General features: G+C 72.9%; 21 protein-coding genes. 12 read left to right on the top strand and 9 right to left on the bottom strand.

Going from position 1 to position 24,419, the window contains the following annotated elements; genetic code table 11:
- Window positions 1-335 precede the first annotated feature (335 nt).
- Complete coding sequence (locus IE134_RS31145) at window positions 336-1,049, top strand: M23 family metallopeptidase (RefSeq protein WP_030720793.1); 714 nt, start codon at window positions 336-338, stop codon at window positions 1,047-1,049.
- Between the two features lie 228 nt (window positions 1,050-1,277).
- Here the strand turns inward: IE134_RS31145 and cseC are convergent, their stop codons facing one another.
- The 5 genes from cseC to IE134_RS31120 all read right to left on the bottom strand — a co-directional run bounded on the left by cseC (window position 1,278) and on the right by IE134_RS31120 (window position 5,965).
- Window positions 1,278-2,615: a two-component system sensor histidine kinase CseC gene (gene cseC / locus IE134_RS31140; RefSeq protein WP_098016740.1), complete on the bottom strand. Its 1,338-nt coding sequence runs from the start codon at window positions 2,613-2,615 to the stop codon at window positions 1,278-1,280.
- Between the two features lie 103 nt (window positions 2,616-2,718).
- Window positions 2,719-3,432 carry a two-component system response regulator CseB gene (gene cseB / locus IE134_RS31135; protein ID WP_098016741.1) on the bottom strand — a complete coding sequence of 238 codons (714 nt, stop codon included), beginning with the start codon at window positions 3,430-3,432 and terminating at the stop codon, window positions 2,719-2,721.
- A 34-nt stretch (window positions 3,433-3,466) separates the two neighbouring features.
- A complete protein-coding gene (locus IE134_RS31130; protein WP_030720801.1) occupies window positions 3,467-4,135 on the bottom strand; it encodes a hypothetical protein in 669 nt (222 codons plus the stop codon).
- An 86-nt stretch (window positions 4,136-4,221) separates the two neighbouring features.
- On the bottom strand, window positions 4,222-4,893 hold the full coding sequence (locus IE134_RS31125; protein WP_030720803.1) for a SigE family RNA polymerase sigma factor: 672 nt from the start codon (window positions 4,891-4,893) through the stop codon (window positions 4,222-4,224).
- A 157-nt stretch (window positions 4,894-5,050) separates the two neighbouring features.
- Window positions 5,051-5,965 (bottom strand): iron-sulfur binding domain-containing protein, encoded by a 915-nt coding sequence (locus tag IE134_RS31120; RefSeq protein WP_030720806.1) that lies wholly within the window; start codon window positions 5,963-5,965, stop codon window positions 5,051-5,053.
- Between the two features lie 305 nt (window positions 5,966-6,270).
- Between IE134_RS31120 and IE134_RS31115 the strand changes: the two genes are divergently transcribed.
- Window positions 6,271-7,005, top strand: a complete 735-nt coding sequence (locus IE134_RS31115; protein ID WP_189432438.1) for a hypothetical protein — start codon at window positions 6,271-6,273, stop codon at window positions 7,003-7,005.
- 310 nt (window positions 7,006-7,315) lie between these two features.
- Here IE134_RS31115 and disA read toward each other — a convergent pair whose 3' ends face one another.
- Together disA and radA are read right to left on the bottom strand one after the other, a co-directional pair.
- Complete coding sequence (gene disA / locus IE134_RS31110; protein ID WP_030720812.1) at window positions 7,316-8,440, bottom strand: DNA integrity scanning diadenylate cyclase DisA; 1,125 nt, start codon at window positions 8,438-8,440, stop codon at window positions 7,316-7,318.
- Between the two features lie 80 nt (window positions 8,441-8,520).
- A complete protein-coding gene (gene radA / locus IE134_RS31105) occupies window positions 8,521-9,933 on the bottom strand; it encodes a DNA repair protein RadA (RefSeq protein ID WP_010063777.1) in 1,413 nt (470 codons plus the stop codon).
- Between the two features lie 219 nt (window positions 9,934-10,152).
- On the opposite strand from radA, the gene IE134_RS31100 reads away from it, so the two are divergent.
- On the top strand, window positions 10,153-12,117 hold the full coding sequence (locus IE134_RS31100; RefSeq protein WP_444465640.1) for a BACON domain-containing protein: 1,965 nt from the start codon (window positions 10,153-10,155) through the stop codon (window positions 12,115-12,117).
- A gap of 65 nt (window positions 12,118-12,182) precedes the next feature.
- Here IE134_RS31100 and IE134_RS31095 read toward each other — a convergent pair whose 3' ends face one another.
- On the bottom strand, window positions 12,183-13,046 hold the full coding sequence (locus IE134_RS31095; RefSeq protein WP_030720818.1) for a DUF3109 family protein: 864 nt from the start codon (window positions 13,044-13,046) through the stop codon (window positions 12,183-12,185).
- A 39-nt stretch (window positions 13,047-13,085) separates the two neighbouring features.
- Between IE134_RS31095 and IE134_RS31090 the strand changes: the two genes are divergently transcribed.
- From IE134_RS31090 to ilvD, 4 genes are all read left to right on the top strand, one after another.
- A complete protein-coding gene (locus IE134_RS31090) occupies window positions 13,086-14,036 on the top strand; it encodes a Ppx/GppA family phosphatase (protein WP_030720821.1) in 951 nt (316 codons plus the stop codon).
- A 129-nt stretch (window positions 14,037-14,165) separates the two neighbouring features.
- Window positions 14,166-14,999: a sugar phosphate isomerase/epimerase family protein gene (locus IE134_RS31085; RefSeq protein ID WP_179892709.1), complete on the top strand. Its 834-nt coding sequence runs from the start codon at window positions 14,166-14,168 to the stop codon at window positions 14,997-14,999.
- A 22-nt stretch (window positions 15,000-15,021) separates the two neighbouring features.
- Window positions 15,022-15,666, top strand: a complete 645-nt coding sequence (locus tag IE134_RS31080) for a TetR/AcrR family transcriptional regulator (RefSeq protein WP_030720827.1) — start codon at window positions 15,022-15,024, stop codon at window positions 15,664-15,666.
- A gap of 146 nt (window positions 15,667-15,812) precedes the next feature.
- Window positions 15,813-17,663 (top strand): dihydroxy-acid dehydratase, encoded by a 1,851-nt coding sequence (ilvD, locus tag IE134_RS31075; RefSeq protein ID WP_032788980.1) that lies wholly within the window; start codon window positions 15,813-15,815, stop codon window positions 17,661-17,663.
- A gap of 242 nt (window positions 17,664-17,905) precedes the next feature.
- On the opposite strand, the gene IE134_RS31070 is transcribed toward ilvD, so the two are convergent.
- Window positions 17,906-20,092 carry a serine/threonine-protein kinase gene (locus IE134_RS31070; protein WP_189432436.1) on the bottom strand — a complete coding sequence of 729 codons (2,187 nt, stop codon included), beginning with the start codon at window positions 20,090-20,092 and terminating at the stop codon, window positions 17,906-17,908.
- A 134-nt stretch (window positions 20,093-20,226) separates the two neighbouring features.
- On the opposite strand from IE134_RS31070, the gene IE134_RS31065 reads away from it, so the two are divergent.
- The 5 genes from IE134_RS31065 (at window position 20,227) to proC (ending at window position 23,769) form a co-directional block, all read left to right on the top strand.
- Window positions 20,227-20,544, top strand: a complete 318-nt coding sequence (locus IE134_RS31065; RefSeq protein ID WP_030720836.1) for an SH3 domain-containing protein — start codon at window positions 20,227-20,229, stop codon at window positions 20,542-20,544.
- A gap of 45 nt (window positions 20,545-20,589) precedes the next feature.
- Window positions 20,590-21,126, top strand: a complete 537-nt coding sequence (locus IE134_RS31060; RefSeq protein ID WP_189432405.1) for a hypothetical protein — start codon at window positions 20,590-20,592, stop codon at window positions 21,124-21,126.
- Between the two features lie 121 nt (window positions 21,127-21,247).
- Window positions 21,248-22,156 carry an ABC transporter ATP-binding protein gene (locus tag IE134_RS31055; RefSeq protein WP_098020496.1) on the top strand — a complete coding sequence of 303 codons (909 nt, stop codon included), beginning with the start codon at window positions 21,248-21,250 and terminating at the stop codon, window positions 22,154-22,156.
- The gene (locus IE134_RS31050; protein WP_098020497.1) at window positions 22,153-22,875 is read left to right on the top strand and encodes an ABC transporter permease; all 723 of its coding nucleotides are present in this window, start codon (window positions 22,153-22,155) and stop codon (window positions 22,873-22,875) included. Before IE134_RS31055 ends, IE134_RS31050 begins: the two co-directional genes overlap by 4 nt.
- A gap of 84 nt (window positions 22,876-22,959) precedes the next feature.
- The gene (proC, locus tag IE134_RS31045) at window positions 22,960-23,769 is read left to right on the top strand and encodes a pyrroline-5-carboxylate reductase (protein ID WP_010063790.1); all 810 of its coding nucleotides are present in this window, start codon (window positions 22,960-22,962) and stop codon (window positions 23,767-23,769) included.
- Window positions 23,770-24,419 lie beyond the last annotated feature (650 nt).

Here is a 24,419-nt window from a genome sequence, read left to right as displayed (position 1 = left end):
CTACTACCCGGACCCGTAGAAGGGGCCGTGATCGGCCGCGGGACCTTCGGCCCGGCGTCGCCGGGCCCTTCCGAGGTTCTGGGCGATACGGCCGTCTCGCGGTGCCATGTCCGGAAAGAGCCCCATGGAACAGGGGTTAAACGTCTTTCGCGCGAAGGATTTCGTCGCCCGCGCCAACCCCTCACCGAGGGACAACCTCGGTCAATTCCCCCCACCCTCTCTACGGCTTTTCTTCGTAGATGGGGTGTTTGAGCATCGGCCGGGGTGCGGGTTACCAAGGTTGAGCAAGCCCGGACAGCACGCCGGGTCCACTCACCTTCGGAGGACTTCCTCGTATGAAGCGCGCAACGAACCAGCACACCATCCGCCCGTCCGCCTTCCGCGTCCGTGGCGCCGTCCTGGCCGCCGGCCTGGGAGCGTCCGTGGTGCTGGGTGCCGGAACGGCGTTCGCCTCCAGCGGCACCGCCGCCGCTGCCCCCCTTGCCGCGAGCACGACCGCCGACTCGGTCGCCCAGCAGGCGGCCGCGCAGGCCAAGGCCGCGGACGCGGCGAAGAAGACGGCCGCGAAGAAGGCCTCCGACGCCAAGAAGAAGGCCGAGGACAAGAAGAAGGCCGCGAAGAAGAACGCCGCCTCCTGGAAGGCCCCGGTCAAGAAGTACAAGCTGACCGCCAGCTACGGCACCGGTGGCGCCCGCTGGGCCGCCAAGCACTCCGGCCAGGACTTCGCGGTGCCGATCGGCACCACCGTCACGGCCGCCCACACCGGCACCGTCGTGAAGGCCGGCCCGAACGGTGCCGGTGACGGCCCCGCGTACGGCAACGCCGTCGTGATCAAGCACTCCAACGGCAAGTACTCGCAGTACGCGCACCTGTCGAAGGTCAACGTGAAGATCGGCGAGAAGGTCAAGACGGGCGAGAAGATCGCGCTGTCCGGCAACACCGGAAACTCCAGCGGCCCGCACCTGCACTTCGAGATCCGCACCACCCCGAACTACGGCTCGGCTCTGAACCCGGCCGCGTTCCTCCGCTCGGTGCACGTCTCCATCTGATCCGGCCGGCGTAACCGCGCGGCCCACCGGCCGGAGACCAGGCGCCCAGCGCCGCACGGCCCCCGGCGGCCGCGCAGCACAACCGAAGAGCGTTCAGTGGACCCGTTACACCCCGGTACCCGGGGCGTGCGCCCGGGTCACCCGACCGACGGCGACGTCGAGGACAGCCTCACGGCTCACTCCTCGGGGTCGCCGTCGGCGTTCCGCCGTCGAACCACGCGCCGCCGCTCAGTCCGACGGCTGCCGCTGGTCCGCCATCCGCAGCACCGGGAAGCTCCCCGTCACCGTCGGCGCGTGCTCCGGCAGCCACAGCACCGCGATCGCCCCGCCCGTGCCCTCCGCCGCACCCGAGGGCGCCGCGTTCCGGAAGGTCAGCCGGGCCCCGAGCACCCGCGCCTGGCCCGCCGCGATCGTCAGCCCGAGCCCGTGCCCGTGCCCGGCCCGGTCCACGCTTCCGGTACGGAACCGGCTCGGCCCGTCCCGCAGCAGCTCCTCCGGGAACCCCGGACCGTGGTCGCGGACCCGGACCACCCGGCCCTCGACCGAGACCTCCACCGGGGTGGAGCCGTGCTTGGCGGCGTTCCCGAGCAGATTGCCGAGGATGCGCTCCAGCCGGCGCGGATCGGTGGAGACCCACGACTCATGGATCACCCGCACGGTCACATCGGGGTCCAGCAGAGCGATCCGGCGGCTGACGAACTCCCCGAGCGGCAGCTCCTGCAGCTCCGCCCGCTCCGAGGCACTGTCCAGGCGGGCCACCTCCAGCACGTCCTCGACGAGCGTCCGCATCGCCTGGGCCCGGTCCCGTACCAGCTCGGTGGGGCGGCCCGGCGGCAGCAGCTCGGCCGCCGTGAGCAGCCCGGTCACCGGGGTACGCAGCTCATGGGCGATGTCCGCGGTGACCCGGCGCTCCGCCTCGATCCGCTCGTTCAGCGCGTCGGTCAGCGCGTCGACCGCCCGCGCCAGCTCGTCCGTCTCGTCGCGGACGACCCCGCCGACCGCCTCCCTGACCCGTACGTCCGTCTGCCCCTGGGCGACCCGGCCCGCCGCGGCCGCCGCCTTGCGCAGCCGGCGCGAGAGCTGGCCGCCGATGAGCACCCCGAGCGCGCAGCCGCCGAAGACCACCGAGACCGAGCCGATGATCAGGGCCCGGTCCAGATCGTCCATGATCGTGGCCGAGCGGTCCGCGAACCGGGTGTGCAGCGACAGCACGTCCCCGCCCGCCAGCGGTACCGCCGCCCAGACCTCGGGGACCCCGTCGGCCCCCTGCTCGACATGGGTGGCCCGGCGGTTCTTGCGGACCTCGTCGCGCAGGCTCTGCGGGATCGTCGGGTCGTTAAGCTTCGCCCCGAACTTCGGGCCGCCCTTCTGCATGCTCGTCGCCTCGTAGAAGCGCTGGGCGCCCAGAAGCCGCTCCAGCTGCACCTCGCGGGCGTTCTCGATCATCGAGACGCGGGCCGCGTTGTGCACCACCAGGCTCAGCGCCACCGCGATGAGCGCGCCCACCGCCGCGATGGCGATGCTGATCTTCCAGCGGACACCGGTCCGCAGGGCCAGCCGCTTCATGGGCCCACCACCGGCCGCTCCCTCTGTGCCTGCCTCGGCCGCTCCACCCGTGTCCGTCCCGGCCGCTCCATCCGTGGCCGCCTCAGCCGCCCCTGTGGCCCGCTCATCCGCGCAGCTTGTAGCCGAAGCCGCGGACCGTGTCGATCCGGTCCTGGCCGATCTTGGTGCGCAGCCGCTGCACATGGACGTCCACGACCCGGGTGTCCCCGCCCCAGCCGTAGTCCCAGACCCGCTCCAGGAGCCGGTCCCGGGACAGGACCGTGCCCGGCGCGGACGAGAACTCCAGCAGCAGCCGCATCTCGGTGGGCGTCAGCGCCACCTGCTCCCCGGCGCGCCGCACCTCCATACCGTCCGTGTCGACCTCCAGATCGCCGAAGACCAGCACTCCGCGGAGCGCCTCGTCCGCCGCATCCGTACCGCCCGGCCCCGCGCCGTCCGGTCCGGCCGCGTGGCCGAAGCGGCGCAGCACCGCCCGGATGCGGGCGACCAGGACCGCCCCGTCGAAGGGCTTGGTCACGTAGTCGTCGGCGCCGGCCTCCAGGCCGAGCACCACGTCGATCGAGTCGGCCCGCGCGGAGAGCATGATCACCGGTACGGTCGACTCGTCCCGGATACGGCGGCACAGGCTGACCCCGTCCAGACCCGGCACCATCACGTCGAGCAGGGCGATGTCCGGCCGGTCGGCGCGGAACGCCTCCAGACCGGAGAGCCCGTCGGGCATCGCGGTGACCGTGAAACCGACCCGCTCCAGGGCGAGCTGGGTCGCCTCGCGGATCACGTCGTCGTCCTCGACGAAGAGGACGTGGGTCTCGGCCATGGGACTGCTTCTCGCTTTCCGTTCCTGCCCGGTTTCAGTCTCTGCCCGGCTGCGCCGGTTCGTCCGCCGGATCCGGTGCCACCGGTTCCGACTGCACGGGCAGATCGCCGTCCGTGCCCTCGACGGCCCGGCTGAAGTCGTTGTGCACCCGGTCGTGCTCGGTGAAGCGGTCGCCGGCCCAACGGTAGGTGACCACTTCCGAGCCGGACGGGGACGCCAGCGGATCCTTCGAACCGTAGACCTGGGTCGTCACCACCAGATCGCCCCGGTCGATCGTCCCGTAGACGGCGGGGACCTCGGCCGCGAAGACGTTCTTGTACGAGCCGTCGTCGTCCGCCCGGTACACATACGTCCCGACGCTCACCGAGTCGGCGCAGCTCATCACGTTGACCACCACGTCGGCGGTCCGGCCGCCGGTCACCGACCCGTAGGAGGTGTCGACCGGGTAGGCCTTGCCCGCGCACGGCTTGAGCCCCTCCCGGACCCGCTCGCCCACCTTGGGGTCGCCCTTGAGGAGCCGTACGGCGTCGACCCGCCGCACGGGCGGGGTCGTGCCGGACGGGCTGGGCTGCTGGGTGATCTGGGCGACCGGCTGACTGCCGGCGGGACCCTCGTCCCGGGTGCCGGTGCCGCCCGTCGAGCAGCCGACGCTGAACAGCCCGAAGGCGACGAGTCCGGCCAAGGCCGTGCCACCCGCCGCCATGCCGCCCCGGAAGCGCGGCCTCGGGACCGGTCTCCCCGGCCCGTCGCCGTCCCCGAGGCCGCCGCCCCCACCGCTGCTGCTGCCGTTCAGGCCGCGCACCGCTCCATCCCCCGCTCGTCGTGACGCCCGTTCCGCTGCGCCCGTGTGTGTGCCTTCGCCCCCGGCACCGACGTCAGCGGCGACCGCTGGGCGGGGACACGGACGGATGCGGCCGGCGCCGCGCCCCGGTGGCCCCGGTGCTCCCGGGCGACCGCCTCGCGGCTGTCCAGCTCGCGGCTCTCCAGCTCCTGACGCAGCCGCGCCAGGGCCCGGTGCAGCGTGCTCTTGACCGTACCGGCCGACATGCCGAGCGCCGCGGCCGTCTCCTCCGTGCTCATCTGCTCCCAGTGTCGCAGCACGACGACGCTGCGCTGCTTCGGAGCCAGAATCCCCAGGATGTCCATCAGCAGGGCGCGGTCGGCGCGCTGCTCGCTGCCGTCGTCGATGCTCGCGTCGGGCAGCTGCTCGGTCGGGACCTCTTCGAGCTTGCGCGCCCGCCACCACTCCGTACGGGTGTTGATCATGACGCGGCGCAGATAGGCGTCGGCCAGGGACTTGTCGGCGATGCCGTCCCAGCGGCCGTACGTGCGCACCAGGGCGGTCTGCAGGAGGTCCTGGGCATCGACGGGGTCGGGGACCAGACGACGCGCGCTGCGCAGCAGCGCGTCCTGCCGTGTGCGTACGTAGTCCTCGAACGCGAGCACCTCGCCCTGCGCCATGACAACCGCCTCCGTCCCCGATGAATCCCCGTGTTCACTGCTGTCGGAGACGCTACGGAGGCGTTGTCACGGCGATGTGCGGAGCAGCCGTAGGCCGGTGCACGGCTGCCCATCGGTTGTGTAACAGCGGGGCCGGGGCCCCGGAACGACGGCGGGATCAGGTCATCGGCAGCCGGTACCGGCCGTCGGCCAGCGGCTCGACGAGACCGTCCGCCACCAGCCCGTCCAGCGCCCGGGCCCGCTGCACCGGCTCCTCCCACACCGCGTCCAGCGCGGCCTGCGGTACGGGGTTCACCGCGTCCCGCAACACCGCCAGCAGCCGGCCGCGCACCTGGCGGTCGGTACCGGCGTACGTCTGGCCCTTGCGCGGCGGACCCTCGTGCGCGGGCTTCCCGGCCAGCCGCCAGGCACACCGCGAGGCGATCGGGCACCGGTCGCAGTCCTCGTTGCGCGCGGTGCACACGAGGGCGCCCAGCTCCATCGTGGCCGCCGCCCACTTCGCCGCCCGCTCGTCCTCGTCCGGCAGCAGCGCCCGGGCGAGCTTGCGCTCGGCGGCCGTCGTCGCGTTCGGCGGGTACTGGACCCCGGTCGCGGCGCGGGCGAACACCCGGCGGACGTTCGTGTCGAGCACCGCGTGCCGCTGTCCGTACGCGAACGAGGCCACGGCCGCCGCCGTGTACTCGCCGATCCCGGGCAGCGCCAGCAGCTGGGCGTGCTCGCTCGGCACATCGCCGCCGTGCCGTTCCGTTATCGCCTGCGCGGCCCCGTGCAGCCGCAGCGCGCGGCGCGGGTAGCCGAGCCGGCCCCAGGCGCGGACCGCCTCACCGGGCGCCTCGGCGGCCAGGTCGGCGGGGCGGGGCCAGCGGGCGAGCCACTGCTCGTACACCGGGAGGACCCGGCTCACCGGGGTCTGCTGCAGCATGAACTCGCTGACCATCACGCCCCAGGCGCCCGCTTCGGGGCGGCGCCAGGGCAGATCGCGGGCGTGCTGCTCGAACCACCCGATGACGGGGGTGTGGAGGGAGGCGGCGGCGGGGGGCGTCTGGGGTGAAGTGGAAGTCATGGCAGTCATGGCACTGACGATCCTGGCACGGAAGGCGGGGCGGGCGTCACGGACGCGGGGGGTGTCGGCCCGCGCGGCGGGCCCAGGGGGTGACAACGCCACCCGTTCTGTCCCCTGTGACCGGCTCGCGGCCTGCTTCCCGTGATGATGATCGGCAAAACTTGTGAGCGGAGCGGCGGGTGGGGCCGGACTCGGTCCGGATCTCTCGTAGAGTTCGGCCCGTGGGATCTATGCGCAATCCGGTCGGTCCGCTTCCCTCCAGCATCTACTGGCGCCGAAGGGCGGTAGCGGGACTTCTGGTTGCGCTGCTCGCCGTGCTGGTCGCCTGGGCGGTGACGTCCGGCGGCGGCGGTGGTGGCGGCCGGGACGACGCCAAGCCCGGCGGCTCCGACCCGGTCGAGTCGATCACTCCCGGCCCGGGCAGCTCCGGTCCCGCGATCAGCCAACAGCCGGGCGGGCGCGACGAGTCGGACGACGAGGGCGGCACCGGCGGTTCGGGCGGCTCGGGTGAGTCCTCGGGCGGTTCGGGCGACGGAGCGTCAACAGGCGGTACGGATACGGGCACTGGCGACTCGTCAGGTGCGGCGGGCGGTTCGGGCGGCGGCGGCAGTGCGGGCCAGCAGGTTCCGGCCGGGTCCCCGCTCCCCGAGTGCAAGCCCGCGGCGGTGCAGTTGAGCCTGCGGACGAAGGTCAGTTACGGCCCCGACGACAAGCCGAAGTTCGAGCTGATCGCGAAGAACACGTCGTCGAGCACGTGCAAGGCGGACTTCGGCCCGAAGAGCGCGGTGCTCACGGTGACGGAGGCGGGGGGCGAGGACGACGACCCGATCTGGTCCTCGAAGGACTGCCCCGCGGCGGCGGGCCCGCTGTTCCTGAAGGTGCCGGCGGGGGCGACGGTGGTCCACACGGTGGACTGGAACCGCACCCTGTCCGCGCCGGGCTGCGCGACGCCGCCGGCGGGGAAGGCGGGCCCGGGAACGTACCTCCTGGAGGCGAAGGCCCCGGGCGAGCCGGTCCAGCGAGCGTCGTTCGTCCTGGCGAAGGACTGACCCTTTCGCGGGTCGGCGGCGACCCAGGCTCGTCCGGCGCTGCCCCACGGGGTCGGGCGACGATTCCAGCCCGTCCGGCGTTTGAGGACGGAACCGTCCACGTGGACGAGCGATGCACTCACAGGCCTGGGCGAGCCCAAAACCAGCCTGTCCGGCGTTTGAGGACGGAACCGCTCACGCGGACGAGCGAGGCACTCATGGGTCCCGGCCGACCCGTATAGGCAACGCCCGCCGGGCCGCAGGGTTCCGTCCTCAAACGCCGGACGGGCTGGGAGAGTCGCCGGACGGGCTCAGACAGCTCGGCCCGACCTCAGACGTAGCGTTCCAGGATCGACGACTCCGCCAGCCGCGACAGCCCTTCGCGGACGCTCCGCGCCCGCGCCTCGCCCACCCCGTCCACCGTCTGGAGATCGTCCACACTCGCGGCAAGAAGCTTCTGCAGCCCCCCGAAGTGCTCCACCAGCCGCTCGATGATCGCCCCCGGCAGCCGCGGCACCTTCGCCAGCAGCCGGAAGCCCCGCGGGGACACCGCCGAGTCCAGCGTCTCCGGCGAGCCGCTGTAGCCCAGCGCCCGCGCCACTACCGGCAGCTCCAGCAGCTCCGTGTGGCTCAGGGAGTCCAGTTCGGTCAGCGCCTCCGCCACCGTGCGCGACCGTTTCGCCGTCGGCTCGGGGACGTAGTCCCGGACGACCAGCTCCCGCTCCGGCTCCACCCCGGCGATCAGCTCGTCCAGCTGGAGGGAGAGCAGCCGTCCGTCGGTGCCGAGCTCGACCACGTACTCCGCGATCTCCGTCGCGATCCGCCGCACCATCTCCAGGCGCTGCGCGACCGCCGTCACGTCCCGGACGGTGACCAGGTCCTCGATCTCCAGCGCGGACAGCGTGCCGGCGACCTCGTCGAGGCGGAGCTTGTACCGCTCCAGCGTGGCGAGCGCCTGATTGGCCCGGGACAGGATCGCGGAGGACTCCTCCAGGACCCGCCGCTCCCCGTCCACGTACACCGCGATCAGCCGCATCGACTGGGAGACCGAGACGACGGGGAAGCCGCACGCCTTGGAGACCCGGTCCGCCGTACGGTGCCGGGTGCCCGTCTCCTCCGTGGGGATCGAGGCGTCCGGGACCAGTTGCACCCCGGCCCGCAGGATCTTGGTCATGTCCTTGTCGAGGATCAGCGCCCCGTCGAGCTTGCACAGCTCGCGCAGGCGCGTCGCCGTGAACTCCACGTCCAGCACGAATCCGCCGGTGCACATCGACTCGACGGTCCGGTCCATGCCCAGCACGATCAGGCCACCGGTATTGCCGCGGAGAATGCGCTCCAGGCCGTCCCGCAGGGCCATACCGGGCGCGACCGCGCTCAGCGAGGCGCGCATCAGCGCCTCGTTACCGGTGCCTTGGCCGGACTTTCCGGGCGTCGTCGCCCGGTCGTTGGCTGCCACTGCACTCCTCCGGTCACAGGTTTGCGGTGCCCTTGCGTCCCCCATGCCGTGTCCACGGGCGGGCGAGACCAGGGCAAAGTCTACCGGCGCGCGTTGTCCTCCTGTGGTGCCTCCTGGCGAGAGCGGCGCGGGAGGACCCGCAGAGCGTCGCCCATGTCGGCGACTTCCGTGACCTTCATACCGGCCGGAACCCGTCCCGGGTCGGTCGGCACGAGGGCGTGGGTGAAGCCCAGACGGTGCGCCTCGGCCAGCCTCCGCTGCACTCCGGTGACCCTTCTGACCTCGCCCGCGAGCCCCACCTCGCCGATCGCGACCAGGTTCTTCGGGAGCGGGGTGTCACTGGCCGCGCTGGCCAGCGCGAGCGCGACCGCCAGGTCGGCGGCGGGCTCGGTGAGCTTCACGCCGCCCACCGTCGCGCTGTAGATGTCCCGCTTGCCGAGCGCGCTGATCCGGCCCCGCTGCTCCAGCACGGCGAGCATCATCGAGACCCGGGAGGTCTCCAGACCGGAGGTCGTGCGCCGGGGCGAGGGGATCTGCGAGTCGACCGTGAGCGCCTGCACCTCGGCGACCAGGGGCCGCTTGCCCTCCAGCGTCACGGTGAGGCAGGTGCCCGGCACGGCGACGTCACGGCGGGTCAGGAAGAGGCCCGAGGGGTCGGCGAGACCCGTGATGCCCTCGTCGTGCAGCTCGAAGCAGCCGACCTCGTCGGTCGCCCCGTAACGGTTCTTGACGCCGCGCACCAGCCGCAGCCGGGCGTGCCGGTCGCCCTCGAAGGAGAGCACCACGTCCACCAGGTGCTCCAGCAGCCGGGGCCCGGCGATCGCGCCGTCCTTCGTCACATGGCCGACCAGCAGCGTGGCCATCCCGCGCTCCTTGGACGCGCGGATCAGCGCCCCGGCGACCTCCCGGACCTGGGCCATCCCGCCGGGCGCGCCGTCGATCTCGGGCGAGGCGACCGTCTGCACCGAGTCCAGGATCAGCAGCGACGGCTTCACCGCGTCCAGATGCCCGAGCACCGCCGACAGGTCCGTCTCCGCCGCGAGGTAGAGGTGGTCGTTGATCGCCTTGATCCGGTCGGCCCGCAGCCGGACCTGGCTCGCGGACTCCTCGGCGGTCACATAGAGCGTGCGGTGGTCGTCGCTCGCCGCCTTGGCCGCCACGTCCAGCAGCAGCGTCGACTTGCCGACGCCTGGCTCACCCGCCAGCAGCACGACCGCACCCGGCACGAGCCCGCCGCCCAGCACCCGGTCCAGCTCGCCGACGCCGGTGGAGCGGGCCGTGGCCGTACGGCTGTCGACCTGGCCGATGGGCAGCGCGGCGGTGGAGACCCGGCCCGCCGCGGTGGTGCGCACGGCGGGGGCGCCGCCGAACTCCTCGACCGTCCCCCACGCCTGGCACTCGGGGCAACGGCCGAGCCATTTGGCGGTGGTCCAGCCGCATTCGGTGCAGCGGTAGGACGGCCGGTCCTTCGCGGATTTCGTACGGGCAGCCATGGCGTCACCGTATAGGTGGGGTACGACAACGCCGCCCGGGCGGTCGGCGCGCATCGTCCCACCGCGCGCAGGGCGCACGGAAGCACTCCGGAGCACTACGGGCGGAATCCGGGATCTCTGTCCGCTTTCACAACTCTTTCGAGGGATACATTCACCCGTAAGGATTAAATGTACTCAGGGGGCACTTGTGGCATGCGCTCCGTTGCCTACGGTCGCCGGGTGACGAGCAGCAGGCTGGAGACCCCGACGCACACCACCGGCGCACACCGGGCGCACCGCCGAGGAACCGACGCCCCGGCACAGCGACCGCCCGCACGTTACGAGCCGTATCTCGACGGCCTCTTCACGTACTGCCTCTCCGTGCTCTGCGACCACGACGCGGCCACCGAAGCGCTCGGCGCCGTCCTGGCGATCGCGGACCGGCAGGACGCCCGGGGTCCCGCGTCCGAGGAGGAACGTAAATCCTGGCTGTACGCCCTGGCCCGGTGGACCTGCCTGCGGGCGCTCACCGAGCGCAGACGCGGCCGCCAGGCCCACCGCCGCCCCCCGGGGCCGGTCAAGCCACCCCGTACGGCCAAGGCATCCGAGACCCGCGACGGGACCGGAACCACAGGGACCGGCAAAGGGACCGCGACCGATACCGGCAAAGGGACCGCGACCGACACCGGCAAAGGGGCGCGCACCGACCGGCGCACGCCGGAGCACACCGCGCCCGCCACTTCCACGCGTACCGCGCCCACCGCCCCCGCCACCCCCGAGGACGCCACCACCCCCGCCCCCGCCGAGTCACCGGCCGCCGAGGCCCGCCGCCGGGAGCTCGCCACGCTCGCCTGGCCCGAGGCCGCGGGCACCACCCCGGAGCAGCGCGAAGCCCTCGAACTGGCCGTACGCCACCGCCTCCCCCCGCGCGCCGTAGCCGCCGTGCTCGGCCTGGAGGCGGCCACCGCCCGCGAGCTGCTGGCCGCCGCGGCCTGCGAGGTGGAGCGCACCCGCGCCGCTCTCGCCGTCGTCGAGGGCGGCGACTGCCCCACCGTCGCCCGGCTCACCGGCGACCACCAGGTGCTGCTCTCCGCCGCCCTGCGCCGCGAGCTCGTCCGGCACGTCGACGACTGCCCCCGCTGCCGCCGCGCCGCCGAACGCGCCGACGCCGTGGGCCCCTGGCCCGGAGCGGCCCTGGCCCCGGTCGCCGCCCTGCCCCTCGTGGAGGCCCCGCGCCCCTCCGTGTACGTCGCCATGGCCCAGGCCCACCGCTCCCGCGCCGCGGGCCCGCGCTTCGACCGGAGCGGCTATCCGCTCGACCCCAAGGACCAGGCCGCCCGCCGGGACCGGCTGCGCGCCCGGGTCGTGACGACGACGGTCGTCGCGACGGTGGTCGCCGCCCCGGTGATCGCCCTCTGGGCCGCGTACCGGGGAGCGCCGCAGACCGGCGAGGGCCACGACGGCACCTCGGTCACCGCCACGGAGGTGGACGGCGCCGGCGGGATGAGCGGCGACCCGTACGACCCCGAGAACACCGGCCACGGCCGCCCCGGCAACCGCTTCGGCGCCCGCGTCCCGGACGTCACCGCCGAGGTGGTCAGCACCGGCGGCACGCAGCACGGCGACGCCCGGCTGACCGTGACGGCCCGGACCTCCGGGGCCGTCACGACGATCACGCTGACCAACCCCGGCCGGGAACCGGTCGGCTGGTCGGCGGCCACCGACGCCCCGTGGTTGCGCCTCAGCCGTACGTCGGGCACGCTCGCTGCCGGGCAGTCCACCACGATCGCGGTCTCGGTGATCCGGGACGCGCAGCCGGCCGGGCCGTGGCGGGCCCGGATCTCGCTGACCCCCTCGGGCTCCGCCGTACTCATCGACGGCCACGGGGTCACCGCCCCGACCACGGGCGGCCCGCGCCCCACCCGCCCCGGCACGGGATCGCCCCGCCCCACGGACCCGGGCCCCACCGACCCCGGGCCGACAGATCCCGGCCCCACCGACCCCGGCCCCACCGACCCCGGCCCCACGGACCCGGGCCCGACCGACCCCGGTCCCACCGACCCCGGGCCGGGCCCGACCGACCCCACGGACCCGCCGGACCCGACCGATCCGCCCGACCCCACGGACCCGCCCGAGCCGACACCGGACCCGACCGACCCGAGCCCCACGGACCCGCCCACGACCGACCCGGCCCCGACAGGCTGAGGACGGAGGACGGGCTGAGGGCAGACGACGGGGTCCGGGGGCGTCAGCCCTCGGACCCCGGACGGTCAGCGCTTCTTCTTCGCGGCGGGCAGCGGCGGATCCGCCGGGTGCGGAGCCATCGGCAGCAGCGACGACAGCCGCTCCTCGCAGAGCTCGACCAGCCGGTCGTAGCCCTCCTTGCCCATCAGCTCGATCAGCTCCGGGCGGTAGGACACGTACACCGGGTCACCGGCCCCGTGCGCCGAGGTGGCCGAGGTGCACCACCAGTGCAGGTCGTGGCCGCCCGGGCCCCAGCCCCGGCGGTCGTACTCCCCGATCGTCACCTGGAGCACCCGGGTGTCGTCGGGCCGGTCGATCCAGTCGTACGTCCGCCGCACCGGCAGCTGCCAGCACACGTCCGGCTTGGTCTCCAAGGGCTCCTTGCCCTCCCGCAGCGCCAGGATGTGCAGCGAGCAGCCCGCCCCGGCGGGGAACCCCGGCCGGTTCTGGAAGATGCAGGAGCCCTCCCAGCGGCGCGTCTGGCGCTCGCCGTCCTCATCGACGCCGACCCAGCCTGTCTCCGTACCGACGTCGTGGAACTGCCACAGCTCGGGGGTGAGCCGTGCCACGTTCTCGGCGACCCGCTTCTCGTCGTCCTCGTCGGAGAAGTGCGCGCCCAGCGTGCAGCAGCCGTCGTCGGCGCGGCCCGCCTGGATGCCCTGGCAGCCGCTGCCGAAGATGCAGGTCCAACGTGACGTCAGCCAGGTCAGATCGCAGCGGAAGACCTGTTCGTCGTCGGCCGGGTCGGGGAACTCCACCCAGGCACGGGCGAAGTCGATGCCCTTCTCGTCGGACGGTTCCGGTCCGTTCGCCTCCGGCTGTGACGCCTGCTTGTTCGACTTCGGCTTCTTCGTGGCTTTGTCCTGCTTAGCCTTTTTCGTCTTTGGCACGCGGACAGCGTAAGTCCCATGGCGCAGTAGCGTTCCCCTATGAGACTCGGAGTCCTCGACGTGGGATCGAACACGGTTCACCTGCTGGTGGTAGACGCCCACCCCGGTGCCCGCCCGCTGCCCGCGCACTCGCACAAGGCCGAGCTCCGGCTCGCCGAACTGCTCGACGAGACCGGCGCGATCGGCCCCCTCGGCATCGACCGGCTCGTCGCGACGATCGCCGGCGCCGTCCAGGCGGCCGAGGACAAGGGGTGCGAGGACGTGCTGCCGTTCGCCACCTCCGCGGTGCGCGAGGCCACCAACGCGGACCAGGTGCTGGAACGGGTCCGGATCGAGACCGGCGTCGACCTGGCCGTCCTCAGCGGCGAGGAGGAGGCCCGGCTCACCTTCCTGGCCGCCCGCCGCTGGTTCGGCTGGTCCGCGGGGAAGCTGCTGGTCCTGGACATCGGCGGCGGCTCCCTGGAGATCGCCTTCGGCATCGACGAGGAGCCCGACACCGCCGTCTCCCTGCCGCTCGGCGCGGGCCGCCTCACCGGCGCCTGGCTGCCGGACGACCCGGCCGACCCCGAGCAGGTCAGGGCGCTGCGCCGGCACGTCCGGGCCAGCATCGCGCGGACGGTCGGCGAGTTCGCCCGGGCCGGCCGCCCGGACCACGTCGTCGCCACCTCCAAGACCTTCAAGCAGCTCGCCCGGATCGCCGGAGCCGCCCGCTCCACCGAGGGCCTGTACGTCCAGCGCTCGCTGAGCCGCAAGGCGCTGGAGGACTGGGTGCCCAAGCTGGCGGCGATGACCGTCGAGGAGCGCGGCCGGCTCCCCGGGGTCTCCGAGGGCCGGGCCGCCCAGCTGCTCGCCGGGGCGCTGGTGGCCGAGGGGGCGATGGACCTGTTCGGCGTCGAGGAGCTGGAGATCTGTCCCTGGGCCCTGCGCGAGGGCGTCATCCTGCGCCGCCTCGACCACCTCCCGACGGAACGGGCCGCCCTGCCCGGGTGAGGCGCGGGACCGTACGGGAAGCGCCGCTTCGGTGACGTACGGTCACGGGCCCATGGCCCTGATCACTTTCGGCCAGGACCACTCGGAGTGGCGCATCACTGCCCGTACGCTGTCCAGGTGGCAGAACCAGTGGTGCGCATCCCCGATGCGAAGGTCGCCCTGTCAACGGCCTCGGTCTACCCCGAGTCCACCGCGACGGCCTTCGAGATCGCCGCGCGCCTGGGGTACGACGGCGTCGAGGTCATGGTCTGGACCGACCCCGTCAGCCAGGACATCGATGCCCTGCGCCGGCTCTCCGACTACCACCGGGTGCCGATCCTCGCGGTCCACGCCCCCTGCCTCCTGATCACCCAGCGCGTCTGGTCCACCGACCCCTGGGTCAAGCTCCAGCGGGCGAAGGCCGCCGCCGAGAAGCTCGGCGCCTCCACCGTCGTGGTGCACCCGCCGTTCCGGTGGCAGCGCAACTACGCCCGCGACTTCGTGACCGGGATCTGGCGGATGGCCGGCGAGACGGACGTCCGGTTCGCCGTCGAGAACATGTACCCCTGGCGCTACCGGGACCGCGAGATGCTCGCGTACGCCCCCGACTGGGACGTCACCAACGACGACTACCGGCACTTCACGGTCGACCTCTCGCACACCGCGACCGCCCGCACCGAGGCCCTCGCCATGGTGAACCGGATGGGCGACCGGCTCGCGCACGTCCACCTCGCCGACGGCAAGGGCTCGGCCAAGGACGAGCACCTGGTGCCCGGCCGGGGCGACCAGCCGTGCGCGGAGCTGCTGGAGCGCCTGGCCCGGACGGGCTTCGAGGGCCATGTCGTCATCGAGGTCAATACCCGGCGCGCGATGTCCTCCGCCGAACGCGAGGCCGATCTCGCGGAGGCGCTGGCCTTCACCCGCCTCCACCTGGCCACCTCCGCCGCCGCCCACGACCCGTCGCCGAAGATCCACCGCCCGTGACCGAGGAGCCGGACCTCCGCCTGTGACCGAGCACCCCGAACCGACCCCCGCGACCGACGGCGCTCCCGCCCCGCGCCGCCGGGGCCGCCCCTCCCGCAAGGCCGCGTCCGAGGGCCCCGACGCCCGTACGCGCATCCTGGAGGCAGCGCGTACGGAGTTCGCCGAGCGCGGCTACGACAAGACGTCGATCCGGGGCATCGCCAAGGCCGCCGGGGTCGACGCGGCCCTCGTCCACCACTACTTCGGTACGAAGGACGAGGTCTTCGCGGCGGCCGTCGAGGTCACCTTCGAACCCGCCCTGGTCCTCCCGGCCGTGCTCGGCGGCGATCCGGACGGCCTGGGGGAGCGGCTGGCGCGCTTCTTCCTCTCCGTGTGGGAGGACCCCGGCACCCGTACGCCCCTGCTGGCGATCCTGCGCTCGGCGGTCACCCACGAGGCGGCCGCGAACGTCCTGCGCGACTTCGTGCTGCGCCGGCTGCTGGAGCGGATCGCGGCCGAGCTGGACGTACCGGACCCGACCCTCCGCGCCGAGCTGGCCGCCTCGCACATGCTCGGCATCGCGATGCTGCGCTACGTGGTCCGCGCCGAGCCGCTCGCCTCCGCGGACCCGGAGGACATCGTCGCGATGGTGGCGCCCACGCTCCAGAGATACTTGGGCGAGGGCTGAAGCGGCGGAGCGGGGTGACCACCCAGCGACCACCGCGTCCCGCAATCCGGACAGGCTGTCCAGATCTTGGATCCGGGGCGTACGCTCGAAGACAGCCTTTTCTTCAACTGTCGGAGGCAGGTCCCCTGCCGAAGGAGCGAGCGACGATGCCCCAGCTGAGGTCCCGCACGGTCACCCACGGACGCAACATGGCGGGCGCGCGCGCCCTTATGCGCGCGTCGGGCGTAGCGAGCGCGGACATCGGCAAGCCGATCATCGCCGTCGCCAACTCGTTCACCGAGTTCGTCCCCGGCCACACCCACCTCGCCCCGGTCGGCCGGATCGTCTCCGAGGCGATCCAGGCGGCGGGCGCGGTCCCGCGCGAGTTCAACACCATCGCCGTGGACGACGGCATCGCGATGGGCCACGGCGGCATGCTCTACAGCCTGCCCTCCCGCGACCTGATCGCCGACTCCGTGGAGTACATGGTCGAGGCGCACTGCGCGGACGCCCTGATCTGCATCTCCAACTGCGACAAGATCACCCCGGGCATGCTGAACGCCGCGATGCGCCTCAACATCCCGACCGTCTTCGTCTCCGGCGGCCCGATGGAGGCCGGCAAAGCCACCCTCGTCGACGGGACCGTGCGAAAACTCGACCTCGTCAACGCGATCAGCGACGCGGTCGACGAGTCCATCTCCGACGAGGACATCCTCCGCATCGAGGAGAACGCCTGCCCCACCTGCGGCAGCTGTTCCGGGATGTTCACCGCCAACTCGATGAACTGCCTGACCGAGGCCCTCGGCCTCTCCCTCCCCGGCAACGGCTCCGTCCTCGCCACCCACACCGCCCGCAAGGCGCTGTACGAGGAGGCCGGCCGCACGGTCGTCGAGATCACCAAGCGCTACTACGAGCAGGACGACGCCACGGTCCTGCCGCGCTCCATCGGCACCCGCGCCGCGTTCGACAACGCGATGGCGCTGGACATCGCCATGGGCGGCTCGACCAACACGATCCTGCACCTGCTGGCCGCCGCCCAGGAGGCCGAGCTGGCCTACGACCTCGAAGACATCAACGAGGTCTCGCGCCGCGTCCCGTGCCTCGCCAAGGTCGCCCCCAACGTCGCCCCCGGCGGCACGTACTACATGGAGGACGTCCACCGCGCCGGCGGCATCCCCGCCCTCCTCGGCGAACTCCACCGCGGCGGCCTCCTCAACGAGGACGTCCATTCGGTGCACTCCGACACCCTCGCCGAGTGGCTGAAGGACTGGGACGTCCGCGGCGGCTCCCCGTCCCCCGAGGCCGTCGAGCTGTGGCACGCCGCCCCCGGCTGCGTCCGTTCCGCGACCGCGTTCTCCCAGTCCGAGCGGTGGGACACCCTCGACCTGGACGCGGCGGGCGGCTGCATCCGCGACGTCGAGCACGCCTACTCCGAGGACGGCGGCCTCGCCGTCCTCAAGGGCAACCTCGCCGAGGACGGCTGCGTCGTGAAGACGGCCGGAGTCGACGAGTCGATCTGGACCTTCGAGGGCCCCGCCGTCGTCTGCGAATCGCAGGACGAGGCCGTCGACAAGATCCTCCGCAAGGAGATCCAGCCGGGCGACGTCGTCGTCATCCGTTACGAGGGCCCGCGCGGCGGCCCCGGGATGCAGGAGATGCTCTACCCCACCTCCTTCCTCAAGGGCCGGGGCCTGGGCAAGGTCTGCGCCCTGGTCACCGACGGCCGCTTCTCCGGCGGTACGTCGGGCCTCTCCATCGGCCACGCCTCGCCCGAGGCGGCCTCCGGCGGCACGATCGCGCTCGTCGAGGACGGCGACCGGATCCGCATCGACATCCCGAACCGCTCGATCGAGCTGCTCGTCGACGACGCCGAACTGGCCACCCGCCGTGAGGCGCTGAACGGCGTGTACGCCCCGAAGAACCGCGACCGCAAGGTCTCGGCGGCGCTGCGCGCCTACGCGGCGATGGCGACGAGCGCGGACCGGGGCGCGGTCCGCGACATCTCGAAGCTCGGCTGACGCCCTTGCCGCCCGGGCACATTCAAGCCCCTCCGGCGATTGAGGAGCGGGGTCCGGGGCAGAGCCCCGGGGACCCGACGGCGGACCGGCTTCACCAGCCGCTCCGGTGAACATTCCGGCCCCTCCGCTGGTGCTGTCAGCGGAGGGGCCGCCCCATGCCGCGGCTCCGGGCAACCCATTCAAGCCCCCCGGCGATTGAGGAGCGGGGCCCGGGGCAGAGCCCCGGGAACACCCGCGCGGCCTCACCAGCCCCCCGGCTCCGCCCCGTCCACCGCGAACACCGACCCGTCCGGCGCCGCCCCCACTACCATCCGCCCCGCCACCACCGGCGCGGGCAGATCCGACGCATACGTCAGCTTCCCCCCGCTCAGCCGGGCCCGGGTCTGCCCCACCAGCGCCCCCCGCCCCGTGTCGACCGCCAGCAACCGCCCGTCCGCCGCGGAGAAGTACAGGTGCCCGCCCTCCCCGAGCACCGGAGCGGACGCCCGGCCGACCCCCGTTTCCAGCCGCCACAGCTCCGCCCCCGCACCGCCGTCCGCCCCCGTGTCGACGGCCAGCAGCGAACCGCCCCGCCCCAGCAGGTACGCGACATCCCCGGCCATGACCACCTGCGGCCCGTCCAGGGTGAAGGGCAGCGCGATCCGGGCGGCTACCCCGGACGCGGGGGCGTACCGGACCAGCGCGGCGGTGTCCGAGTTCTCGTCCATCGCCGTCAGCACCAGCTCCCCGGCCCCGGCCGTGGAGACCGGCGTCAGCACCCCGTCCAGCCGCCGCTGCCAGGACGCCCGCCCGCTCCCCGCGTCCACCGCCGTGACGAGGGTCGACGCACCCGAGGGCGCGTGCTCGAAGGCGTAGGCGAGCCCGGACCCACCGTCGTACAGCGCGAAGTCCGGCCGCACATGCCCCGCCAGCGGCTTCTTCCAGCGGGACGCCCCGCTCGCCCCGTCCAGCGCCGTCACCGTCCCGTCGTCCGCGACGGCCAGCAGGGTGTCGCCCGCCGGGAACGCCGCCCCGGGGCCCGCGGACAGCGAGGTGTCCCGGACGGCGGTCCCCTTCACCGGGTCGAGCGCGCGCAGCTTCCCGTCCGGGCCGCCGGCCAGCACGACCGCCCCCGAGACGATCGGAGCATGGGCGCTCCCGTCCGAGGAGGACCGGGCCGTCCACACCACGCGCCCGTCCGCCGGGTCGATCCTCACCGTGCCGGTCCCGGCCACCGAGCAGTACAACGCGCCCCCGCCCCCGGCTCCGGCACAGACGGGCGTGCCGCTCCCGGAGGTCCGCAGCTCGGTACGCCAAGGAGCGACGGCACCCCCGGCCTTCGGCTTGCCCGCTTCCGCTTCCGCTTCCGGTCCGGGAGGGCTCGTCCCCGTACGGCCTCCGCCGCCGCCCCACACCGCATACGCCCCCGCGCCCGCCACCAGCAGAAGCACCGCCGCCGCCACGACCAGCCGGGCGCGCGGCAGCCACCGGCGGCGGACCGGCGGCGCGGCCCGCACATGCGTGTCCTCCTCCGAACCGTCCCGCTCCCCGTCCGGCACGGCCGGCACCGCCGCCGCGACCACCGCCCGCCGCCGCTGCGCCGGTACGAACGCCTCGGCCTCGTACGACGGAGGCCCCAGCGCCGCCATCACCTCGTCCGGCGTCGGCCGCTCGGCCGGGTCCTTCGCCAGGCACCGGGCGACCAGCGGGGCCAGCTCCTCGGGCACCCCGCCCAGATCCGGCTGATCGTGCACCACCTGGTACGCCACGATGTACGGGCTGTCCGAGTCGAACGGTCCCCGGCCCGTCGCCGCGTGGACGATCACGGCCCCCAGCGCGAACACGTCGACCGGCGGCCCCACCTCGCGCGGCCGCTGGAACTGCTCGGGAGCCATATAGGGCGGCGACCCGATCAGCTTGCCGGTCTCGGTGCGCAGATCACTGTCGTACGGCCGCGAGATCCCGAAGTCGATGACCTTGGGGCCCCCGTCGGTCAGCAGCACGTTGCTCGGCTTGAGGTCGCGGTGGATCACGCCCGCCCGGTGGATGTCCCGCAACGCCTCGGCCAGCCCCGCGGTCAGCCTGCGCAGCGCGGCGGGGGCCATCGGGCCGTTCCGCTTCACCTGCTCGGCGAGCGTGGGCCCGGGCACGTAGAGGGTCGCCATCCAGGGCCGGTCGGCCGCCGGATCGGCGTCGACGACGGGCGCGGTGAACGCCCCGCTCACCCGCCGAGCGGCCGCCACCTCCTGCCGGAAGCGCGCCCTGAACTCGGGGTCCGCCGCATACGGCGCGTGCACGACCTTCACCGCGAGCTGCATCCCCGAGGCCGAGCGCGCCAGATGCACGACCCCCATGCCGCCCGAGCCGAGACAGGCTTCGAGACGGTAGGCGCCGGCGTACTGCGGAAACTCCGCTTCCGGATGCGCTCCGGGCTCTCGCAGCGGCGGCATCGCCCACCCCCGTGTGTTCGTGCGCATGCGACGCACGGAGCCTAGTCGATGGTGCGTGCGAGAGGCACGGCGCTTGCTAGCCTGCGCGTCGTACGCACCGGCGCGTACGGGACATCTCAACGGGGGAGGCCCACATGGGCGTTGAAGAGCACACGCAGGAACCGGCGGCGGCCGAGGAACTCACGGTGGAGACCACCGCGTCCGGCACCCGCTACCCGATCGCCCCGGGCTACCGGGTCAACGTCCGCACCGGACCGGGCACCAGCTATCGCATCGTCCGGACCCTGCCGTACGGGCAGAAGATCCCGATCTACTGCCAGAAGCCGGGGGAGCGGGTCACCGGCCCGTACGGCACGTCGAACCTCTGGGACAACATCGCCAACGGCCAGTTCGTCGCGGACGTGTACGTCTACACGGGGCGTGACGGCTACATCGCACCGCGCTGCGACTGACGGCACCACCCGGGGTGCCGGGGGCGGCGGGGGATAATCGACCCCGTGAGCGAGAACAGCGCAGCCCCCGGCACCCCGCCCCCCACGGCCACGGCCCCGGGGCCGCAGCCCGAGCCGATCCGCTTCTTCGGCACGACGTGGGTCGACCACGACGGCGGTTACGGGCTCCGCCGCGCCGGCGTCGCCGTCGGCTCCCTGGCCGCCGCGGTCGCCGCCTGCTTCGTCCTGCGCTTCGCCTACGAGGGACTGGAGATCGCGGAGGTCGGAGGGTTCGTCGGGGTGCTGGTCATCGCGATGTTCTCGATCTGCAGCGCCATCGCGTTCCGCAAGACCTGGGAGGGCTTCGGCGCCCGCCCCGGGGACCCGTCCCGCGAGGACGCCCTGCGCGGCCTCAAGTCCATCGGCTTCATCGGCTCGCTCCTCGCCTACTTCGTCCGCTCGCTCACCGAGGCCCCGGGCGAGAAGCTGCGCCGCACCGAGTACGAGAAGGCCCGCGCCCAGTTCGAGAAGCGCCGCTCGACCCGTACCGGCAACCCGGCGGCCCGCAAGGCCGCCGGCCGCAAGCGCCCGAAGCGCGGCTGAGGCGCCCGAAGCCCCGCGCACCGCGCACACGACCCGGCCTGCCGACACACGTCGGCGGGCCGGGCCGCTTCCGTCCCCCTCCTTCTTGACGGGCAGCCCTGTCGCGCGAATAATTCATCACATGATGAATTACGAACCCGGGGCGGCACCGACCGCCCCCACGGCACACCCGTCCCCGGACGCACCCCCACCACCGACCTCGGCGATCGCGGCCCGCGACCTCACCGTCGTCCGAGGCACCCGCACCGTCCTGCGCGCCCTCGACTTCACCGTCCCCTCCGGCTCCATCACCGGCCTCCTCGGCCCCTCGGGCTGCGGCAAAACCACCCTCATGCGGGCGGTGGTCGGTACCCAGGCCAAGGTCACCGGCGTCCTCGACGTCCTCGGCCACCCCGCCGGAGACCCGGCCCTGCGTCCCCGCATCGGCTACGTCACCCAGGCGCCCTCCGTCTACACCGACCTCACCGTCCGGCAGAACCTCGACTACTTCGCCGCCGTCCTGCACCCCGGCCGCGCCCACCGGGACGCCCGCCGCGAGGCCGTCACCCGCGCCATCGACGACGTCGACCTGACCACCCGCGCCGACGCCCTCGCCGGCGCGCTCTCCGGTGGCCAGCGCAGCCGCGTCTCGCTGGCCGTCGCCCTGCTCGGCACCCCGGACCTGCTGGTCCTGGACGAACCGACCGTCGGGCTCGACCCCGTACTCCGCCGGGACCTCTGGAACCTCTTCCACCGCCTGGCCGGCCGCGGCACCACGATCCTCATCTCGTCCCACGTCATGGACGAGGCCGAACGCTGCCACCGCCTGCTCCTGATGCGCGACGGCCGGATCCTCGCCGAGGACACCCCCGACGCGCTGCGCCACCGCACCGGCACGGCCACGGTCGAGGAGGCGTTCCTCCACCTCGTGGACACGGACCGGGCCGACACGGACCGACCCGGAGATCGCGCGACCGACGAAGACCCGACCGAAGAGCATCCGACCGGCAAGACCGCCGCACCCCTCACCACCGAGGAGGCCCCCCGATGACCGCCACCGCGGGCCGCGTCCTGCGCCAGCTGACCCACGACCCCCGCACGATCGCGCTCCTGGTGATCGTCCCGGTCCTGCTGATCACCCTGCTCCGTTACGTCTTCGACGGCGCACCCGGCACCTTCGACGCGACCGGAGCCTCGCTCCTCGGGATCTTCCCGCTGATCACGATGTTCCTGGTGACCTCGATCGCCACCCTGCGCGAACGCACCACGGGCACCCTGGAACGCCTCCTCGCCCTCCCGCTCGGCAAAGGCGGCCTGATCGCCGGGTACGCCCTCGCGTTCGGCGCGGTCGCGGTCGTCCAGTCGGCCCTCGCCACGGCCGTCTCCGTCTGGCTGCTGGGCCTGGACGTCGTCGGGTCCCCCTGGCTGCTGCTCCTGGTGGCCCTGCTCGACGCCCTGCTCGGAACCGCGCTCGGCCTGTTCGTCTCCGCGTTCGCCGCCTCCGAGTTCCAGGCGGTCCAGTTCATGCCGGCGGTGATCTTCCCCCAGCTCCTGCTGTGCGGCCTGTTCACCCCGCGCGAGGCGATGCACCCGGTCCTGGAGGCGATCTCGAACGTCCTGCCCATGTCGTACGCCGTCGACGGCATGAACCAGGTCCTCCAGCACCCCGACATCACCGGCGACTTCGTCCGCGACATCTCCGTGGTCGCGGGCAGTGCCCTGCTGGTCCTCTGCGTCGGCGCGATCACCCTCCGCCGCCGTACGCCGTGAGAGCCCCGATGCGAGGATGACGGGCAGCAGCAACAGACCGGCCCACAGCACCGCACGGCCCAGCACCGCCCGGAAGGTGAACACATGACCCAGACAGTCGCAGTCCTCGGCACCGGCAAGATCGGCGAGGCTCTGCTCAGCGGCATGATCCGGGCGGGCTGGCGACCGGCCGACATCCTGGTGACCACCCGCCGCAGCGACCGGGCCCAGGAACTGCACACGCGGTACGGGGTCGAGTCCGTCACCAACGCGGAGGCGGCCAAGAACGCCGACATCCTCATCCTCGCGGTCAAGCCGCAGGACATGGGCAAGCTCCTCGACGAACTCGCCCCGCACGTCACCGCCGACCGTCTGGTCATCAGCGCGGCCGCGGGCATCACCACCACGTTCATCGAGGAGCGGCTCACCCCGGACACCCCGGTCGTCCGGGTCATGCCCAACACCCCGGTCCTCGTCGACGAGGGGATGTCCGTCATCTCGGCGGGCAGTCACGCCACCGGCGCGCACCTCGCCACCGCCGAGGAGATCTTCGGCGGCGTCGGCAAGACCCTGCGCGTCCCGGAGTCCCAGCAGGACGCGGCCACCGCCCTCTCCGGCTCCGGCCCCGCCTACTTCTACTTCCTGGTCGAGGCCATGACCGACGCGGGCATCCTGCTCGGCCTGCCCCGCGCCCAGGCCCACGACCTCATCGTCCAGGCCGCCATCGGCGCCGCCGTCATGCTCCGGGACAGCGGCGAACACCCGGTCAAGCTCCGCGAGGCCGTCACCAGTCCGGCCGGCACCACGATCAGCGCGATCCGCGAGCTGGAGAACCACGGGGTGCGGGCGGCCCTCATCGCCGCGCTGGAGGCAGCCCGCGACCGCAGCCGCGAACTGGCCTCCGGCAACGGCTGACCCACGGCTCCGGCCGGGGGTTGACACGCCCCCGGCAGGTCCGTAGTGTGCTCCGAGTTGTCCGACGTGAGCGCCGACCCCGGTCGGTCCCCGGACAGCCTTTCCGCAGTAACCACGAGAAGACACGCGACTTCACGTCGCATGCCTTTTCGTGTGCCTGCGCGAAATGAGGAATCCGCGTTCGAAGGGACGCCCCCGATTAGCGTCGGGGCCCAGGACTCCGCTAAAGTCTCACTCGTCGGAACGGCCCAACAGCCGGGAAGACAAGCCCCGCTGACTGGGAATCAGGCCCGAAAGGATCTGATAGAGTCGGACTCGCCGGAAAGGGAAAACGCGAAAGCGAAGAACCTGGAAAGCGAAACTGTACGGCCCGCTTCGACCGGGAATCGGACACGAAAGAGTCTGATAGAGTCGGAAACGCAGGACAGCAAGACAAAGAAGTAAAGACGAAGGGAAGCGCCCGGAGGGCCCCGGTGATACGGGACCGAAGGAAGCGTCCGTTCCTTGAGAACTCAACAGCGTGCCAAAAGTCAACGCCAGATATGTTGATACCCCGTCTCCGGCCGTTCGGTCGGGACGCGGTTCCTTTTGAAATACACAGCGAGGACGCTGTGAACAACGGGTCTTATTCCGACCGGTTGTTCCGCTCT

The organism is Streptomyces rubiginosohelvolus, from assembly GCF_014649875.1.
In the GTDB taxonomy this organism is placed as follows: Bacteria; Actinomycetota; Actinomycetes; order Streptomycetales; family Streptomycetaceae; genus Streptomyces; species Streptomyces rubiginosohelvolus.
Note: the sequence above shows the minus strand (reverse complement) of the source record. Positions and strands in the feature narration are given on the sequence as shown.

Coding starts and splice junctions, on each gene's coding strand:
- IE134_RS31090 (WP_030720821.1), top strand. CDS start 13,086: ATGAGACTCGGAGTCCTCGACGTGGGATCGAACACGGTTCACCTGCTG.
- proC (WP_010063790.1), top strand. CDS start 22,960: ATGACCCAGACAGTCGCAGTCCTCGGCACCGGCAAGATCGGCGAGGCT.
- cseC (WP_098016740.1), bottom strand. CDS start 2,615: ATGAAGCGGCTGGCCCTGCGGACCGGTGTCCGCTGGAAGATCAGCATC.
- radA (WP_010063777.1), bottom strand. CDS start 9,933: ATGGCTGCCCGTACGAAATCCGCGAAGGACCGGCCGTCCTACCGCTGC.
- IE134_RS31050 (WP_098020497.1), top strand. CDS start 22,153: ATGACCGCCACCGCGGGCCGCGTCCTGCGCCAGCTGACCCACGACCCC.
- IE134_RS31065 (WP_030720836.1), top strand. CDS start 20,227: ATGGGCGTTGAAGAGCACACGCAGGAACCGGCGGCGGCCGAGGAACTC.
- IE134_RS31055 (WP_098020496.1), top strand. CDS start 21,248: ATGATGAATTACGAACCCGGGGCGGCACCGACCGCCCCCACGGCACAC.
- cseB (WP_098016741.1), bottom strand. CDS start 3,432: ATGGCCGAGACCCACGTCCTCTTCGTCGAGGACGACGACGTGATCCGC.
- ilvD (WP_032788980.1), top strand. CDS start 15,813: ATGCCCCAGCTGAGGTCCCGCACGGTCACCCACGGACGCAACATGGCG.
- IE134_RS31120 (WP_030720806.1), bottom strand. CDS start 5,965: ATGACTGCCATGACTTCCACTTCACCCCAGACGCCCCCCGCCGCCGCC.
- IE134_RS31070 (WP_189432436.1), bottom strand. CDS start 20,092: ATGCCGCCGCTGCGAGAGCCCGGAGCGCATCCGGAAGCGGAGTTTCCG.
- IE134_RS31125 (WP_030720803.1), bottom strand. CDS start 4,893: ATGGCGCAGGGCGAGGTGCTCGCGTTCGAGGACTACGTACGCACACGG.
- IE134_RS31145 (WP_030720793.1), top strand. CDS start 336: ATGAAGCGCGCAACGAACCAGCACACCATCCGCCCGTCCGCCTTCCGC.
- IE134_RS31130 (WP_030720801.1), bottom strand. CDS start 4,135: ATGGCGGCGGGTGGCACGGCCTTGGCCGGACTCGTCGCCTTCGGGCTG.